This is a genomic window from Mucilaginibacter sp. P4_C11, from assembly GCF_056402115.1.
The window spans coordinates 13,803-33,160 of sequence record NZ_JBFUIA010000041.1 but is presented as its reverse complement, the minus strand read 5'-3'; the positions used below and the strand labels follow the sequence as shown (position 1 = coordinate 33,160).

Sequence of the window (19,358 nt, the reverse complement as noted above, 5' to 3'; positions counted from 1 at the left end):
ATCATATTATAAATATTTGGTCATGGCAGTTTTCGCAATCTCTTGCGTGTCATGTAAAAAGTACCTGGATGTTACGCCTGATAATGTTGGTACCATAGATTATGCGTTCAGGAACCGGAATGAAGCAGAAAACTACCTGTTTACCTGCTATGCTACTATTCAGCAATTAACTTATGTGCAAAACAACCCTGGTTTTACCACCTCGGGCGAGATCATATTCCCAAACAACCTGACAGATTTCCAGGGAATTGATCCAACCGGATTTAACCTGATCAGGGGTACGCAAAATGCGGGCAATCCCGGACTTAACTATTGGGATGGTTACAACGGCGGCCAGGCAACCTGGAAAGCTATCAGAAGGTGCAATACCATGCTGGAGAATATAGACAAGCCAATTGACCTTGGTGCTGATGAAAAGAAAAGATGGATAGCTGAGGTTAAGTTTTTGAAAGCCTATTATCATTTTGTGCTTTTCAGGCTATATGGCCCCATTCCGATTGTTGATGTAAACCTGCCTATTAACAGCTCAACCGACGAAGTGAGGGTTAAAAGGGCACCGGTTGATTCGGTAGTAAATTATATGGTAAGGTTGCTCGACCAGGCTGCTGTAGATTTGCCGCCTGTAATACTTAACCCCACAAAGGAACTTGGCCGTATTACACAGCCTATTGCACTGGCAGTTAAAGCACAAATATTGGCCACAGCCGCAAGCCCGCTTTTTAACGGTAACCCGGATTATATCAGTATAAAAAATAAGGATGGTAAGGCACTTTTCCCTGCGGCTTATGATGTTACCAAGTGGGATAAGGCAGCTGCCGCTTGTTTGGCTGCAATTACCAATGCCGAAGCAAATGGCGCTGCATTACACAAGTTTACAGCTACAGCAAGTGTTAACGGCATTAACGACTCATTAAAAACAGTTTTAGACCTGCAAACAACAATTACCGAAAAATGGGAGCTTAATACCGAGACAATATGGGCTTTAAATCCTGTGTTTCCAGATCAGAGCTATTGTATGCCAAGACTTACCTCAAAAGCCGCGGCTAACCCTTCGTTTCAGGGTACTTTCGCTGTGCCAATACAGGAACAAGAGCTGTTTTATACCCACAATGGCGTACCCATTAATGAGGATAAAACCTGGGACTACCTGAACCGTTATGACACCCGCACAGGTGATGATGCCAACAGGTTTTATATAGGAAATGGCTATACTACAGTTAAAGCCCACTTTGACCGCGAACCAAGGTTTTATGCCGACATTGCTTTTGACGGCGGTACGTGGTTTGGTAACGGCCAATTGAGTCAAAATTCGCAATACTACGTCCAAGCACGAGGCAGCGGTGCATTGGCAGGGCCAACAGATAGGGTAAGGTTAAATATTACCGGCTACTGGCCTAAAAAACTGGTGAACTATTTAACTGTCTATGACGATGGTTATACCATTGCTGATTATCGCCTGCCTGTAATAAGGTTGGCAGGCATGTATTTGCTTTATGCCGAGGCGTTGAACGAGCAGGGAAAAACCACCGCAGAAGTGTTGCCATGGGTTGACAAAGTTAGGGCAAGGGCCGGATTAAAAGGTGTTACCGAATCATGGACAACCTACTCAAAAGATCCTTCAAAATATACCACACAGGCTGGTCTTCGCCAGATCATTCACCAGGAATCGCGTATCGAACTTGCGTTTGAATGTACACCGGGCTGGGATCTTCGCCGCTGGAAAGAATTGCCGTTGGCCCTAAGCAAACCTTTGCAAGGTTGGAATATTTACGAATCATCGGCAACAAATTATTACCGCCCCGCCACCATGGTTATTCCAATATTTAATGTCAGGAATTATTTGTGGCCTATACTGAATGACGATCTGGTTGTTAATAATAACCTGGTTCAGAATTTAAACTGGTAAGTTAAGTGTTTAATAATCATATCATTAAATATGAAAAAAATGAAAAATATTAAAAATTATTTAGTCCTGCTTTTTGTAGGCCTGATGGTTGCCGGCATAACATCGTGTAAAAGGAATGACGGGGACAGGGAGCCAATATCAACAGATAAATCAAAGCCAGGTATAATTACAAATGTGAAGGTTGATAACTACCCGGGAGGAGCCTATATTACTTATACGCTGCCAAACTCCGATAATATACTTTATGTACAGGCTAAATACCAGATAAGGAATGGCGTATCACGAGATACAAAATCAAGTTACTATACTGATACCGTGAATGTTGAAGGTTTTGCTAAAGAGGCTGATTATGATGTTACATTATATACAGTGAGCAGGGCAAATGTACAATCAGACCCGGTTAAGGTTACAGTGCACCCGCAAACGCCACCCTATATCTCCATTAAAGCTACAACAAGTATCGACGCCGATTTTGGCGGTGTTAACGTTAAAGCGCTAAACCCGCTGAAGAAGGAAATTGGTGTTATCGTCACTGCCTTTGATAAATCAACTAACGCCATGGAGATCCAGGATCAGCATTATACAAAATCCGATACCATTGATTACTCGGTACGTGGTTTTAATACTGATAACAGAGATTTTGGCGTTTATATAACCGACAAATTCGGCAATATATCAGATACCATTAAAAAACCTATTTCGCCATTGTTTGAGCAATTGCTGGACAAAAGCAAATTCAGCCCGTACAATTTAACTTCAGACACCGAAATAGGATATGGTTGGGTGCTCCCCAATTTATGGGATGGCAAAACGGATGGAAACAGCTCAGGCTGGCACACCAACCCGGGGCATAATCCTCCCTTTGTTTGTACATTTAATGTTGGTTTAAGCTACAAACTAAGCCGGTTTATTTTATGGGAACGGCCAGATCAATATGCTTATGGTCATGGTAATCCAAGAATTTTCTCTTTGTGGGGCTCCAACGTTTCCTCGCCAAAAGATTCGCAGTTGCCGGTATCAGCCGCAGTTGGTACTGTTATAGGCGATTGGACAAATCTTGGCAACTATCATTATCCGGATCCACCTTCTGGCTTACCGCCTACAGCCGTTAACTCGGCCGACAATGCTTTTGTAAAGGCTGGTGTAAACTTTAACATATCGTTGGCTGCGCCGCCGGTTCACTTTATCCGGCTTGCTGTTGCCCTAACATGGTCTGGCGGTAACTTTGCGCATGCAATGGAAATTTCGCTATACGGTAAACCAGAGTAGTTAATTTTTATAAAAATATAAACATGAAAAAACTGATATATATACTGCTTGCCTGTTTTGTAGCAGCAGCATGGTACGGTTGTAAGAAAGATGGCCTTGCAACCGATTATAAAAAATTCTACGATGGTCATGAACTAACATACACAGGTGCAGTAGCACAGGCAATTATACAGCCCGGTAACTTAGAGATAGGCCTGAAGTGGAAAGCAAGTTCTGACCCGAGCATTGTAAAGTATATTGTATACTACAACAACGGTGCCGATTCGCAGGTTGTTAATGTTACCACTAAGGTAGATACAATAAGAACCGTGATTAAAAACCTGCAAGAGTACACTTATTCGTTTACCATCTACTCTTATGATGCAAAAGGAAATAAATCCATTCCATATGAATTAAATAATGCTAAAGCTTACGGACCGGTGTACGCGTCTAACTTATTAAACCGAGGCTATGATGCAACCACTCCCTACGTTGTTAACGGCGATGGATCGGTGAAATTAAACTTTATTACTCCCGATACCATTAACATTAAAACTGTTATTAATTACACCAACGCGGCCGGTGTGGCATCGCAGCTTTCGCTTGCTCCAAATGTAAATTCAATAACGCTGCCCACTTACAAAGCAGGTACGCCCATTACGTACAAATCGTACTACATACCGGAGCGTACGTCAATCGACACATTTGCTGTCGCGCAATTTGATACATTTCCTACAATCTATATTTATGTAAAATGCGATAAATCTAAATTTTCGGAAGTTCACCTGCCACAGGATGTTAGTACTTATTCTGGCGAAACTACGATCAGTAAACTGTGGGATAACAGCGACGGTCCGCAAGGCTATCCTAATATTTTCCACAGCGATGGCTCATATATTCCACATGTGCTTACGTTTGATATGGGTCAGTCATACAGCAATTTGGGGCAGATGGAAGAAGTTGGAAGGAACTGTTGTAACAACCCAGATCAGTTTGAAGTTTGGGGGATAAATAGTTTAACCGGAGCTACCACAACTTTAAGGGCCGATAACAGTGGCTGGAAAGCAGAAGCTATTGCCAAAGGATGGATATTACTTAAATCGGTTACCAGGACAGATGACGGGCAGGCGGCTTTGAAAGTCGATTTGTTAAGTAATCCTCCTCCTGTCAGGTATATACGCATAAGAGTGTTGCATACCGTAACAGGATCTGGTTATAGCAACATGAGCGAAATAACCTTTTGGAATAAACAATAATTGTTTGTTTAATATAATAAAAGAAGAACCTCCCGGCCACATCTGTTCGGGAGGTTCTTTTTTGACAAATTTTTACTGCTGGTAACAATACTGTTAATGTTCTAAAAACGCAATCATTTGCTAATATCGATGTTTATAAACGGTTGTTTTATATGGATATTTAGCTCATCCTACTTTAAACCAAACATGACCAAAAAGATAATTTATATTGCTGTAATAACCATTGGCAGTGTATTCTTAAAAGCTGCAAATGCACAAAACCAAACAGGCCATGGCGTAAGCCCGCTGGCAATATGGGACAACAAACCCGCGAAAGCCTGGATGACAGAAGCCTATCCTATGGGAAATGGCCGCTTCGGCGGGATGGTTTTTGGTGGCCCCGCACAAGAGCATATCCAGTTTAATGAGATTAGCCTATGGACAGGGGATGAAAACGAAACCGGTGCCTACCAGGCTTTTGGCGATATGTTCATCAATTTTAAAAATAAAGACACTGCACAGGCTATACCTGCCAATTATCGCAGGCAATTGGATATCAGCAAAGCGGTACAGCAGGTTACTTATACTGATAATGGCGTAGCGTTTAAACGCGAGTATTTTTGCAGTTTCCCGGATAAAGTGATGGTGTTGCATTATACTGCCGATAAAAAGGAGGCTTATTCGGCTATCATCAGCCTCAAAGATGCACATGGGGCAAAAATAACCGGCAGTGGCAATACATTGGAGTTTGAAGGTAAACTTGATAATGGTTTAGCCTATAGCGCGAGTATTGATATAAAGCTAATCGGTGGAACTGCTGTGGTTTTGGATGACGAAAAAGGCGGTTCACAACTGAGTATCAGCAATGCGGATAGTTTTACAATCTTGCTCTCGGCTGCTACTAACTACAGCAACAAGCGCGAGCAACACTGGCGTGGCGAAGCACCAGGTGTAAGGGTGAAGCAAAGCCTGGATGCGGCATCGGCCAAAACTTACCAGCAATTATTGGACAATCATATAGCTGAATATTCGGCACTTTTCGGCCGGGTTGCAATAAACTTGGGTACAACACCACCATCGGATGCCGCCGAGCCAACCTATAAACGTTTGATTGGTTATAAAAAACAGGCCGACCCGCAACTGGAAGCGTTGCTTTATCAATACGGACGATATTTATTAATCAATTCTTCGCGCAAAGGTGGCTTGCCTGCAAATCTGCAGGGGCTTTGGAACGAGAGCAATAATCCGCCATGGCGAAGTGATTATCATTCTAATATCAACATCCAGATGAATTATTGGCTGGCCGAACCTACTAATCTTTCGGAATGTCATATACCGTATCTTGATTATATCAACAGTATGCGTGAGGTAAAAAAGGTAAGCACGCAAAAAGAATATCCTGGTGTACGCGGCTGGACAGTTAAAACCGAAAATGGTGTGTACGGTGGCGGCAGCTTTTTGTGGAACACGCCCGGCAGCGCATGGTATGCCCAGGGTATTTGGGAACATTATGCGTTTACTAAAGATAAAAGCTATTTGCAAACTTTTGCCTACCCTATACTGAAAGAGATTGTGGAGTTTTGGGATGATCATTTAAAACGCCGCCCGGATGGCACCCTGGTTTCGCCACTGGGCTGGTCGCCCGAGCATGGGCCAACCGAAGATGGGGTAACTTATGACCAGGAGATTGTATATGACCTATTTACAAATTATATATCGGCGGCGGATGTTTTAGGTGCAGATAAAACTTATCGCGATCATGTTGCCGATATGCGCGAGCATTTGTTGAAACCTAAAATTGGCAAGTGGGGGCAGCTACAGGAATGGGAAACTGATCGTGATGACCCGAAAGATACACACCGTCACTCATCAAATTTGTTTGGCCTGCACCCGGGAAAACGAATAAGCACTATAAAAACACCCCAACTGGCGCAGGCGGCCAAAGTAAGTTTATTGGCACGTGGCGATGTGTCAACCGGATGGTCAATGGCCTGGAAAATGAATTTTTGGGCACGCCTGCAGGATGGCGATCATGCTTACAAAATTCTGAATAATTTTATTACCCTGGCTGGGGGATCGGGTGTTGATTATAATAACGGCGGCGGCGTTTATTCCAATTTGCTATGCGCGCATCCGCCGTTCCAGATAGATGGAAATTTTGGCTATACAGCTGGCGTTACCGAAATGCTGCTCCAAAGCCAAACCGATGAAATTCAGCTTTTACCCGCATTACCAAAAGCATGGTTAAACGGCAGTGTGCAAGGCCTTAAAACCCGCGGCGATTTCGAGATAACAGATATGGTATGGAAAGGTGGTAAAATTACCCGGATTGTTGTTAAATCGTTAGCTGGCGGAGTGTGTAACCTCCGGTCGCCAAATAAATTAATAGCCGAAGGGACAAAGATCCCCGGAACTATAGTAAACAACGACTTTAAATACCAGTTTAATTCAGTTGCCGGTAAAACCTATATTTTCAATGCGGGTAATTAATAGCAAGCGGTTCGGTTTTCGGTGTTTTACTATTTTGTTAGCATTTGTAGCTATTCATATCGGCCTACCATCGTATGCAGTAGTCAAATATCCCGATATCAGTAGTCGTAAAGTATCGCCGGGTTATACCATGTATTATATCGATACTGAAAAAGGAAATGATGATAACTCAGGAGTTGATAAAAAACATCCCTGGAAAACTTTTAACCAGATTAACCGGCGAATCTTTTCGGCAGGAGACAAGATAGTGATTACAGGCCCTGCAGATTTCAGGGAATCGCTGTTCCTGGTAGCGCGTGGCAGCAATAAAAAACACGTTAAGGTGGTATTTGAAAAAGGTACCTATAATTTTTACCCGGAAACAAGCTTTAAAAGGAAGTTCTTTATATCTAATACTAATGATGATGCTTACACGCCCAAAGCCATTGCTATTTATATTGATAGCTCAAGTTATGTAGATATCGATGCATTAGGCGCAAAAATGCTGATGCGCGGGAAGATGATTGAAACCTGTATCGATCATAGCCATGATATCAAAATACATGGCGCTACGTATGATTATTACCGGCCAACAGTATCGGAGTTGGAGGTGATGAAAATAGCTGATAATTTCGTCGATTTGAAGATCCATCCCGATTCAAAATATAGCATTAAAGATAGCCTGCTTACCTGGGAAGGGGAAGGCTGGAGGTATAATCCAATATCCTTGTGGCAGGTGCTCGACCCTGCAACAGGCCATCTGCAACGCGTCGATATTAATTTGGATGGGTTGAGGTATGCGGCAACAGGCCTGAATAGCGTACGGGTTTATTTTAAAAGTAATCCCGGATTTAAAACTGGCCTTATTTATCAAAGCCGGGATATTACGCGGGATTGTGCGGGGATTTTTTTGGTGCGAAGCAACAATTTGTCGCTAAAAAATATTCACATCAATTTTATGCACGGCATGGGGGTGGTAAGCCAGTTTTGCCGGAATATTGGCATCGATTCTGTTTTTGTGAAATCGGCCGCAAACTCGGGGCGTACTTGTGCCGCCTGGGCCGATATCTTGCATTTTTCGGGCTGCGGGGGTAAAATATCGGTTATTAATTCCTGGTTATCGGGGGCCAATGACGATGCTGTTAACGTACACGGCACCTATTTGCGCATAATTCAGCAACTTCAACCTAATCAGCTCCTTGTCCGGTTTATGCACAACCAAACTTTTGGTTTCGAAGCTTTTGTTAAGGGGGATAGTGTCGCTTTAGTACATTCAAATAGCCTTTTGCAGTATGGGGTAAGCATTGTATCAAAGGTTGTAAGGGTAAATGATAAAGATATATTGTTAACCCTTAAAATGTCCCTGACCGATACTATAATGCCAAATGATGTAGTAGAAAATATTACCTGGACGCCCAGTGTATATATAGGTGATAATACCATCGAACGCATCCCCACAAGGGGCGTTTTGGTTACCACGCGTGGCAAGGTGGTAATTGAAAATAACGTTTTTCAACGTACCAACAATAGCGCCATAGCCGTAGCCGACGATGCGGCAAGTTGGTACGAATCGGGGATGGTTAAAAATCTGGTTATCAGGAACAATAAATTTAATTTATGTGGCGGGCCCGTCGTGTTGGTTTCGCCCGAAAATACCCAAAATAACACAACAAAAGTCCACAACAATATTTTGGTGACGGGTAACGAATTTATTTTACTCTCAGGCGATGCGGTTTATGCAAAAAGCGCTGCTAATATCAGGGTAGTAAACAACAGCTTCAAAGTTAACGGTGCGCCTGTTACCGAAGCAGGCCTGGTAAAATTTCAGGATTGCACAAATACRTTGGTATTGCATAATAAAATTTATAACCGATAAAGAACTGTAGAAACATATAGGTGTTTTCTCCATGTCTGGATAACAAAATTGATACAAATGCCTTTAGGTTTAGTCATTTGTAGTTGTTTTTTATGGCGTACCTGTTGATAAAGCGCTGTTGGAAGATTTTGGAGTAATACGTATATCTAACTCCATGATTTCAGTGGATTGTCCATCGTTTTAAAAGGTTTATCCATTTTTTAAAAAGTAATTAGCTGATACATTTACCCTAACCAATAATAACAAGATCGGGTAGATGCTGCATTTTTTAATACATGTACATTGCCGTAATACGGCCTATTTAAAAATACTTTATTCACTAAAATAGCAAGGCTCACAAACACCTTTGCCCGAAATTGAAATGTTAAAGCCAATGTCGAAATTTAAACACGCTGTTATATTATTGTTGTTACTAACTACTTTTATTGGTGCCCATGCACAAAGCAAGGCCAGCTTGTGGAAAGGCTTTGAGAAAGTAGAACTACAAATTGCCGACCGGGATGCTTACTACGTTAAACCAGCGCACCCGCTGCCTGGCAATCCCTGGGTTTGGCGCACATCTTTTCCCGACTGGCATACCGAAATTGACAGCATTTTGCTTGCAAAAGGGTTTTATATAACCTTTATCAATGTAAATAACCAGTATGGTGCACCATCGGCAATGAGTTCTTACGACGTGTTTTATACCTATTTAACCAAGCAACTTGCATTTGCACCAAAGGTAGCGCTCGAAGCGGTAAGCAGGGGAGGCCTTTATGCTTATGCCTGGGCCAAACGTAATCCCGATAAGGTAACTTGTATTTATGCAGAAACGCCAGTTTGTGATATAAAAAGCTGGCCGGGTGGAAAGTTGAAGGGCCCCGGAGATGCGGGTGCCTGGAACGAGTTAAAACAGGTTTATCATTTTACTGAAGAACAGGCTATTGCCTATAACGATAACCCAATTGATAACCTGGAAGGCCTGGCATCATTCCGGGTACCCATTTTACACACAATAGGGCTCGACGATAAGCTTGCCCCGCCAGCCGAGAATAGCGATGTGCTGGCCAAACGCTATATTGCTTTAGGTGGCCCCATTAGCATCCATCCTGTTACGCAGGGGCCCATCGAGTTACAAGGACATCATTTTACGGTAGATCGCCCGGGTTATTATGCCGAATTTATTTACAATAACTCATATCCTGTACAAAAAATACTGCCGTATACAGATTATATCAAAACCGCGGGCGGCTTAAATAATTTTTACTACGCTGCTACAGTAAATAAAAAAGCTACCGTTTCCTTTTTAGGCGGATCGATCACTTTTAATCCCGGCTGGCGCGATAAGGTTTGCAAATATCTCCGGGAAACTTATCCCCAAACGGATTTTCATTTTATAGCTGCCGGCATACCATCATTAGGCAGTTTACCGCACGCATTCAGGTTGCAAAGGGATATTCTTGACTCAGGTAAAACCGACTTGCTGTTTGTAGAGGCCGCGGTGAACGACAGGGGCACCGATAGTACTACGCAGGTTCGGGCTTTAGAAGGCATTGTAAGGCATGCAAAAATGAACAACCCGATGATGAATGTTATTATGATGGCTTTTGTCGATCCTCAAAAAATAGAAAACTACGCCAAAGGCAAAATATCGCCCGAACTGCTAAACCATCAGTTAGTAGCCACCCACTACAATTTACCCTATGTAAACCTTGCACTGGAGGTTAACGATAAAATAAAAAACAGGGAACTAACCTGGGCCGATGATTTTAAAGATATCCACCCCTGGTACCATGGGCAGGAGCTTTACTTTGAAACAATTAAAGCATTGTTGCAGGCCAGCGTTGCTGCAAATTACAAGCAGCCTGTTAAAGCTGTTTTACCTAAACCTATTGATAAGGCCAGCTATAATAATGGCAGCTATTATAACATTACTAACGCCAGGCTGGACAGAGGCTGGGCTATAGATACTAAATGGAACCCAGGGGATGGCTTGTCAACCCGTCCGGGGTTTGTTGATGTGCCCATGCTACAGGCTACAGAACCGGGTAGCGAATTAACCCTGCCATTTAAAGGCACAGCTGTTGGTATTGCAGTAGTGGCCGGGCCCGACGCGGGCATTATATCCTACTCAATTGATGGTGGCGCTTATAAAGACTTGGACTTGTTGACGGAGTTTTATAGCTGGATTCACCTGGGCGTTTACCACATGCTGGGCGACAACCTGAATGGTGGCAGCCACACTTTAAAAATTAAAATAAGCGACAAAAAGAACAATTTGAGTAAAGGCCATGCATGCCGCATTGTTAACTTTTTTGTAAATAAATAAATGAGTGGTTGATTAGGTTGAATAAGTGAGTAGTTGACCAGATTGAACGAGTGAATAATTATAAAAAGCTGTTCAATGAAATTTCATTAGCCAAACCAACTGAATCTAACTAAAAGAAACCTGATTAATTAAACTATACTATGAAAAGAAAAGCAGGACTATTGGGAGTCCTTTTATTAAGTACCTGTTTAGCTATTGCACAGCAGGCAGCAAGTCCAATTCCGGTTAAAACTCCGAAAGCGGTTATGGATCAATTTATGGCTAAGCGTTTTGGCATGTTTATTCATTTTGGCCCGGTAACCCAACGCGGTACCGAAATTGGCTGGAGCCGTAACGACCAGGTGTCCGAAGAGGATTACGATAATTTGTATCATGAGTTTAACCCTAAATTATTTAATGCTGATGAATGGGTGAAAGCTGCAAAAGATGCCGGTATGAAATACCTGGTTATTACAGCCAAGCATCACGATGGGTTCCTGTTATGGCCAAGTGCCTTCTCGGATTATAATATCTCAAAATCGCCATTTAAAAGAGATATTGTTGGCGAACTGGAAAAAGCCTGTAAAAAACAAGGCCTCACTTTTTGTATTTATTGCACCGTTTTAGACTGGCACGATAAGGACTACCCTATAGATAACCCGCACCATCCCGAAATAAATGCCCGCAAAGGCGATATGACTGCCTTTAAAACCCGTATGAAAAACGAGCTTAAAGAAGTGATAACCAAATATCACCCCTTTATGCTTTGGTTTGATGGCTATTGGGAAACACCGTGGACAACTGCCGATGGCCAGGAAATTTACAACTATATCAAAAGCGTTGATGTTAACGTAATTACCAATAATCGCCTGGGCAAAATAAGCGAAAAATTGGGCGGTGATGCGGTTGGCGATTTTTTAACACCGGAACAAACCATAGGCAAACTTAATATGGATGAGCCGTGGGAAAGTTGCATTACCATTTGCAACCAATGGGCCTGGAAACCAAACGATGGGATGAAATCATTAAAGCAATGCATCCAAACTTTGGTAACATCGGCATCGGGTAATGGTAACTTGCTATTTAACGTTGGCCCGGCGATGGATGGCCACATGGAAGCCCGGCAAGTAGCCCGCTTAAAAGAAATGGGAGCCTGGTTACGGCAAAATGGTGAAGCAATTTATGGCACAAAGGGCGGCCCCTACGTACCAACTGCCGAATATGGTGCAACGCGCATGGGCAATAAGATTTACATCAACGTTTTTCAAAAAAAGGACAGCACATTGAATATTCCATTGCTGCCCAATGCTAAAATCCTAAAATCGTATTTTTTGAATGGCAGCGCGGTAGCAATCCGATCGGATAGTAAAGGCTATAAGATAGAGTTGCCGGCCACTTTACCTGATGAAAACTGTTCGGTAATTGTGCTGGAGCTTGATGTGAACGCCATGGATATCCCTGTAATAAAATCATAATCTGTACTGATGAATTTTAAAAAAAACATACCCGTTGCAGCAGCTCTTTTGTTACTGTCGACGGTTTCAATCGCCCAAAAAAAGGAGCTTACTTTACATTATGATAAGCCCGCATCGCGCTGGGAAGAGACCCTTGCTTTGGGTAATGGCCGTTTAGGCATGATGCCTGATGGGGGAGTGAGCGACGAAAAAATTGTACTTAATGACATTACGCTTTGGTCGGGATCGGTACAGGATGCCAATAATTATGAAGCCTACAAAAAACTGCCCGAAATAAAGGCATTGTTGCTGGCTGGTAAAAACGTGGAGGCACAGGCCCTCATTGATAAAGATTTTGTGTGCAAAGGCCCCGGATCTGGAGGCAAACAATGGGGCTGTTTTCAAACCCTGGGCGATTTAAACCTGAAGTTTGACTACAATGGCGCCGACGCTTCAAAATTTACCAACTATCAGCGGGAATTATCGCTGGATAATGCTTTAGCGAAAAGTATCTATACTATTAACGGCGTTACCTATAAACGGGAGTATTTTACCAGTTTTGGCAATGATGTTGATGTTATCAAACTTACTGCCGATAAGCCCGGTCAGCTGAGTTTTAGTATTGGCATTAGCCGCCCCGAGCGCTCGAAAACCACCACAGTTGGTAATACGCTGCAAATGGAAGGTCGGTTAGATAACGGTACCGATGGTAACGGCATGCAATATATAGCCAATGTTAAAGCCAGGCTAACCGGTGGTACGCTAACTGCTATTAACAATAGCCTGGTTATAAAAAACGCCACCGAGGTTATTATCTACGTTTCGGCAACTACCGACTTTAAGAGCCCCGGTTTTAAGGCTAAAATGGCTAAGAATTTAGCTGATGCTATGCTAAAGCCGTACGTTTTAGAAAAGCAGGAGCATACCAGGAAATTTCAGAAACTGTTTAACCGGGTAAGCATCAAATTAGGTGAAGATAACTCGACAGAGACTACCGATCAGCGGCTCATCAGCTTTCATAAAGCGCCCGCCGATGATAAAGGCTTGCCGGTATTGTTTTATCAGTTTGGTCGCTATTTAAGTATTTGCAGCACAAGGGTAGGCTTGTTGCCACCCAACCTGCAAGGGCTTTGGGCCAACGAAGTACATACCCCATGGAACGGCGATTACCACCTGGACGTAAACGTTCAAATGAATCACTTCCCCGTTGAGGTTTCTAACTTGTCTGAGTTAAACCTGCCATTGGTTGAACTGGTGCGCGGTCTGGTAAAAAATGGTGAGCGTACAGCCAAAGCCTATTACAATGCCGATGGCTGGGTTGCCCACGTAATTACCAATGTTTGGGGATGGACTGAGCCCGGCGAAAGTGCTTCATGGGGAGTAACCAAAGCTGGTTCGGGTTGGTTATGCAGCAATATCTGGGATCATTATGCTTTTACAAATGACAAAAACTACCTGAAAAGCATCTATCCCATTTTGAAAGGATCGGCACAATTTTACAACAGCATATTGGTAAAAGACCCTAAAAGCGGTTATATGGTAACCGCGCCGTCATCATCGCCCGAAAATAGCTTTATGATGCCCGATGGCAGCGGCAATCACGCCAGTATCTGCATCGGTGCCACTATCGATAACCAGATAATGCGCGAGTTGTTTGCCAATGTAATTACCGCTTCTGAAACTTTAGGTATTGATGCCGCTTTCCGTGCCCAATTGAAAAAACGGTTAACAGAAATTCCGCCCGCAGGTATTATCAGTAAAGACGGCCGCATACAGGAATGGCTGGAAGATTATAAGGAAACCGAGCCACAGCACAGACATATTTCGCATCTGTATGGCATCTATCCGGCATCCGAAATTACAGCAGATGGCACGCCCGACCTGGCAGCCGCAGCTAAGAAAACCCTGGATGTACGTGGTGACGATGGGCCAAGCTGGTCTATTGCCTACAAACTCTTATTCTGGGCAAGGCTGCACGATGGTAACCGGGCCTATAAACTATTTACCGAGATCATGAAACCGACTACAAGCACAGGCATTAACTATGGTGCCGGGGGTGGTATTTATCCAAACCTGTTATCGGCCGGCCCGCCGTTTCAAATTGATGGAAACTTTGGCACCACTGCAGGTATTGCCGAAATGCTGATCCAGAGCCATGAAGGCTACATCAACCTGATACCGGCTATTCCTGATAGCTGGAAAGCATCCGGCGATGTGAAAGGATTACGCGCCCGGGGTAATTTCACCGTCGATTTTAAATGGAAAGACGGTAAAGTTATTAGCTACCGCGTTACTTCAACCACACCGCGTAAAGTGAAAATAAAAGTTAACGGGGTAATAAAAGAGGTGATGGCGCAAAAGGTGTAATTAAATCAATGTGCTAAACTACCGTCATTGCGAGGTACGAAGCAATGACCTTTATTATTAAAAATACTAGTCAATGAAAATAAGCTTCAAAATAATTTTTACCTTTTCGTTAGTCATACAAACCCTGTTCAGTATTGCATCCGCCAAGCAAACAACTACGGTAACAATTCCATACGGTAAAGGCAACAGCATTGTTTATGATCTTAAAACCGGTATCTATAATGTTTATCATGGCAAAACAACCTTGTTTTCTAATGTAACATCCACTTTCAAAATAAAAGATGCAGCCGTAGCTACAACTGATAATTTATATCGTAAGTATGCCTCAACACCCATAAATGATGGTTTTGGCAAAGGCGAAAAATACGTAGTAACACTTACCGGCAGCGGCCTGCCAAAAATTGAACAGGTATTTTACGTTTATCCGGGCCGGGAATTTTTTCTGACCCAGGTTGTATTAACAGGAAAAAAACTCTCGAGTAATTCCATAATTCCGTTTTCGGGTAACATTCCCGCTGTTACGGGCGACGCCCGCAGCGTTTTTGTACCATTTGATAACGATACGTTTATCCGGTACAATGCTAAAGAGTTTAAAGCACCGTTCAGCAATACCAGCGCTGAAGTTGGTGTTGTATATGATAACACCAGCCGCAACGGTTATATAGCCGGATCTGTTGAGCACGAGGTTTGGAAAGCCGGGGTGCGTAGCAGTGCTACACCAACAGATGGTAACCGAATGGTTGTTTGGAGTGGCTACACGGAAGAAAGTGTAACCCGTGATAATATTGAGCATGGCGATGTTAAAGGCGATATAGTGCAGTCGCCAAAGATATTTATTGGTTACTATAACGATTGGCGTAACGGGATGGAAGAATATGCCAAAGCTAACCGTATTGCCGAACCTCCGTTTGTTTTTAACTGGACAAAACCTACACCCGTTGGATGGAATAGCTGGGGTGTAATGCAGGAAAAGCTCAACTACGATAAAGCTACCAAAGTTGCCGATTTTTTTGCCGACAGCTTATCAGCCTTCCGGATAGGTAACACCGCTTTTATCGATCTGGATTCCTATTGGGATTTTATGTTAAAGGGCGGCTTAGAGGGCGATTACAGCAAGCTGAAGGAGTTTGCCAATTATTGTAAAAGCAAAGGCCTGCAACCAGGAGTATACTGGGCGCCCTTTACCGATTGGGGCTGGAAAGATGGTCCCGACAGAAAAGTTGCCGGCACCAATTATACCTATGGCGAAACCTGGACAAAAGTTGGCAAAGGCTACCACGATATTGATGGCGCAAGAGCTGTTGACCCTACACATCCCGCAACGCTGAAACATATTGATTTGGTGATTGGCAAGCTGAAAGAATGCGGCTTTAAAATGATTAAAATAGATTTCCTGGGCCACGCTACGGCCGAGTCTACCCATTTTTATGATCCTGCTATAACTACAGGAATGCAGGCCTACCGTAAAGGGATGGAATACCTGGTGAGCAAACTGGGCGATCAGATGCTTATTTACGCTGCCATATCGCCAAGTTTGGCCTCGGGCCGCTACGTGCATACACGCCGTATTGCCTGCGATGCTTTTAAAAGTATCGATAATACCCAGTACACTTTAAATAGCGTAAGCTACGGTTGGTGGCAAACCTATTTGTACAATTTTGTTGATGCCGACCACGTGGTGTTAAACAACGAAAGTGAGGGGGCCAATCGCGCCAGGATGCTTTCGGCCGTGGTTACGGGTACATTCATTACCGGCGACGATTTTTCGGTACACGGGCAGTGGAGTGCAAGGGCTATACAGTGGTATCAAAACCCGGAAATATTAGCAGTGATAAAACATGGTAAATCTTTTAAACCTGTTGAAGGTAACACCGGCCAAAACGCGTCTGAGCTATTTGTTCAAAAAATTGGAAACGCGTATTATGTGGCTGTATTTAATTACTCGGATAAGCCTAAGGAGTTTGCGTTGGATTTTAAAAGATTGGGCCTCCCTCCGCAAAAATATAAAGTTACCGAAATATTAAAAGGTACTGATATAGATTTGAATGTAAAGCTTCCTGCTGCCGATGCCGCATTATATAAATTTGAGTTCAAGAACCAATAGTCAATAAATTTAACCTTATTTGTACCTGATAAATAACCTATAAAAAATTGAAAAAGAAGTTAATAAACAAAGTACTGCCATTTGGCGTGGTGCTTGTAAGTTCGGTTGCGATGGCTATGGGAAGCCACGCTCAAACTGTTACTATTCCGGTGGAAACACAAAATAATGCCCTGGTGCTGCAAACCGATGGCGATAAAACGCTTAAAATGGTTTATTTCGGCAGCAAGTTGGGTAATGCCAAAGAGTACGAACAAATTAGTAAAATGTACCGCCAGGCCGATGATTCAGGTGTGTTAACTGAAGCATACATGGCTTCGGGCTCACAAAGCCTGGCCGAGCCGGCAATAACTGTTACACACACCGATGGTAATAAATCCCTCAACCTGGTTTATGTAAGCCACACCGTTACAAAAGTTGACGAGGATGTGAGCCTGCTGACTGTTAACCTGAAAGACCCTGTTTACCCGTTTGAAGTAACACTATATTATAAAACCTATTTTAAAGAGGACGTTACCGAACAATGGTCGGTAATAAAACATAACGAAAAGGGTGAAGTAACCTTGAACAAATATGCATCGGCCAACCTTAATTTAAAAGGTAACGGCTTTTGGCTAAAACAGTATCACGGTAACTGGGCATTAGAGATGCAACCAGAAGAAGCCAAATTAACCCACGGCATTAAAACTATTGACAGCAAACTGGGCACCCGCGCTAATTTGTATGAGCCATCTATGTTCATGGTATCTATGGATAAACCGGCTACCGACGATGAAGGCAAAGTAATGCTTGGTGCGCTGGAATGGTCGGGTAATTTTAAAATAGACCTGGAGCTGGATGTATCCAATAATTTAAGGGTTATTGCCGGGATTAATAATGCCGCGGCCGAATACCACCTTAAACCTGCGCAGGAATTTACCACGCCGGCATTTGTGTATACTTACTCCGATCATGGTAAAGGAGATGCCAGCCGTAAGCTGCAACGTTGGGCACGCAAATATAAAATTGTTGACGGGCAAGGAGATAGACTAACCTTGTTGAACAACTGGGAATCGACCTATTTTGATTTTAACGAAAGCAAACTGTTTGGTTTATTAAAAGATACCAAAAAATTAGGCGTCGATTTGTTTTTACTGGATGATGGCTGGTTTGGCAATAAATTTCCACGTAACGGCGACCATGCAGGGTTGGGCGATTGGCAGGAGAATAAGCTAAAATTGCCTAACGGTATCGGATCGTTGGTAAAAGAGGCAACTGCCGATGGCGTAAAATTTGGCATCTGGATAGAGCCCGAAATGGTTAACCCGAAAAGTGAACTTTACAGCAAACATCCGGATTGGGTGATAAAACAACCAAACCGCCCCGAAAAATATTTCCGCAACCAGTTGGTGCTCGATCTTGCAAATCCTAAAGTTCAGGATTTTGTATTTGGCATAGTGGATGATCTGTTTACCAAAAATCCAACCCTGGCCTATATTAAATGGGATTGCAACGCGGTGATCTATAATGCATACTCGGCTTATCTGAAAAAAGACCAATCGCATCTGTATACCGACTATGTTTTCGGTTTGTACAAAGTATTGGAACGTGTTAGAGCAAAATATCCCAAAGTACCTTTGATGCTATGTTCGGGCGGCGGTGGCCGTGTTGATTATGGTGCGCTCAAATACTTTACCGAGTTTTGGCCAAGTGATAACACCGAACCGCTGGAAAGGGTGTTTATCCAATGGGAGTATTCCTACTTTTACCCGGCTATGACCAGTTCAAACCACGTTACCGATTGGGGTAAACAGCCTTTAAAATTCCGCACGGATGTGGCGATGATGGGTAAACTTGGGTTTGATATTGTAGTAAGTAAATTAAGCGAGCAAGACCTTGCCTATGTGCATGACGCGCTTAAAAATTACGAATACCTGAAAGATGCCATTTGGCACGGCGATCAATATCGCCTGCAATCGCCGTGGGATAACGATGCCGCATCTATTATGTACGTTAATGATAGCAAGTCAAAAGCGGTAGTATTTAATTATTTGGTTAATAACCGTTACAACGCCGGAACAAAAGTGCCTATTCGTTTGAAAGGTCTCGATCCGCAAAAAAAATACCTGGTTAAAGAAATTAACCTTTATGCAGGCTCCAACTCATCCATCGAAAATAACCTGGTTTTAACAGGCGATTTTTTAATGACCGTAGGCATCAACCCCGATGTTAACAGCGGCAGAACAAGTGTTGTTTTGCAGCTTGAAGAAAGCAGGTAACAAGGATGTTATGTAACAAGGCTGCAACAGTTTAAAATAAACCGTTGCAGCCTTGTATTTTTAGCCAAGTTAATTCCTGTCAGTTTTACAAGTTTAAATCGATAGCCTTAAGTTATAAATCGTTTTGCAACGAATAACTTTCTCGCTTAAGACTTTT

General features: G+C 43.0%; 10 protein-coding genes. All 10 read left to right on the top strand.

The features are described 5' to 3' along the window. The first annotated feature begins 22 nt into the window (after positions 1–22). Positions 23–1,906, top strand: coding sequence for a RagB/SusD family nutrient uptake outer membrane protein (locus tag AC1DU2_RS26965; RefSeq protein WP_477388300.1), 1,884 nt, complete (start codon positions 23–25; stop codon positions 1,904–1,906). A gap of 39 nt (positions 1,907–1,945) precedes the next feature. After that, positions 1,946–3,175, top strand: coding sequence for a DUF4959 domain-containing protein (locus tag AC1DU2_RS26960; RefSeq protein WP_477388298.1), 1,230 nt, complete (start codon positions 1,946–1,948; stop codon positions 3,173–3,175). Between the two features lie 23 nt (positions 3,176–3,198). Then, complete coding sequence (locus AC1DU2_RS26955) at positions 3,199–4,410, top strand: DUF4998 domain-containing protein (protein WP_477365322.1); 1,212 nt, start codon at positions 3,199–3,201, stop codon at positions 4,408–4,410. Between the two features lie 186 nt (positions 4,411–4,596). Then, positions 4,597–6,879: a glycoside hydrolase family 95 protein gene (locus AC1DU2_RS26950; RefSeq protein ID WP_477388296.1), complete on the top strand. Its 2,283-nt coding sequence runs from the start codon at positions 4,597–4,599 to the stop codon at positions 6,877–6,879. Between the two features lie 34 nt (positions 6,880–6,913). Continuing rightward, on the top strand, positions 6,914–8,734 hold the full coding sequence (locus tag AC1DU2_RS26945) for a right-handed parallel beta-helix repeat-containing protein (protein ID WP_477388294.1): 1,821 nt from the start codon (positions 6,914–6,916) through the stop codon (positions 8,732–8,734). Between the two features lie 373 nt (positions 8,735–9,107). After that, positions 9,108–11,042 carry an SGNH/GDSL hydrolase family protein gene (locus tag AC1DU2_RS26940; protein ID WP_477388292.1) on the top strand — a complete coding sequence of 645 codons (1,935 nt, stop codon included), beginning with the start codon at positions 9,108–9,110 and terminating at the stop codon, positions 11,040–11,042. A 140-nt stretch (positions 11,043–11,182) separates the two neighbouring features. Next, the gene (locus AC1DU2_RS26935) at positions 11,183–12,496 is read left to right on the top strand and encodes an alpha-L-fucosidase (protein WP_477388290.1); all 1,314 of its coding nucleotides are present in this window, start codon (positions 11,183–11,185) and stop codon (positions 12,494–12,496) included. A 9-nt stretch (positions 12,497–12,505) separates the two neighbouring features. Next, entirely contained in the window at positions 12,506–14,842 is a 2,337-nt protein-coding gene (locus AC1DU2_RS26930; protein WP_477388288.1) for a glycoside hydrolase family 95 protein, read from the top strand. Between the two features lie 73 nt (positions 14,843–14,915). Next, positions 14,916–16,946, top strand: a complete 2,031-nt coding sequence (locus AC1DU2_RS26925; RefSeq protein ID WP_477388286.1) for an alpha-galactosidase — start codon at positions 14,916–14,918, stop codon at positions 16,944–16,946. A 47-nt stretch (positions 16,947–16,993) separates the two neighbouring features. Then, a complete protein-coding gene (locus AC1DU2_RS26920) occupies positions 16,994–19,201 on the top strand; it encodes an alpha-galactosidase (protein ID WP_477388284.1) in 2,208 nt (735 codons plus the stop codon). Positions 19,202–19,358: the final 157 nt, after the last annotated feature.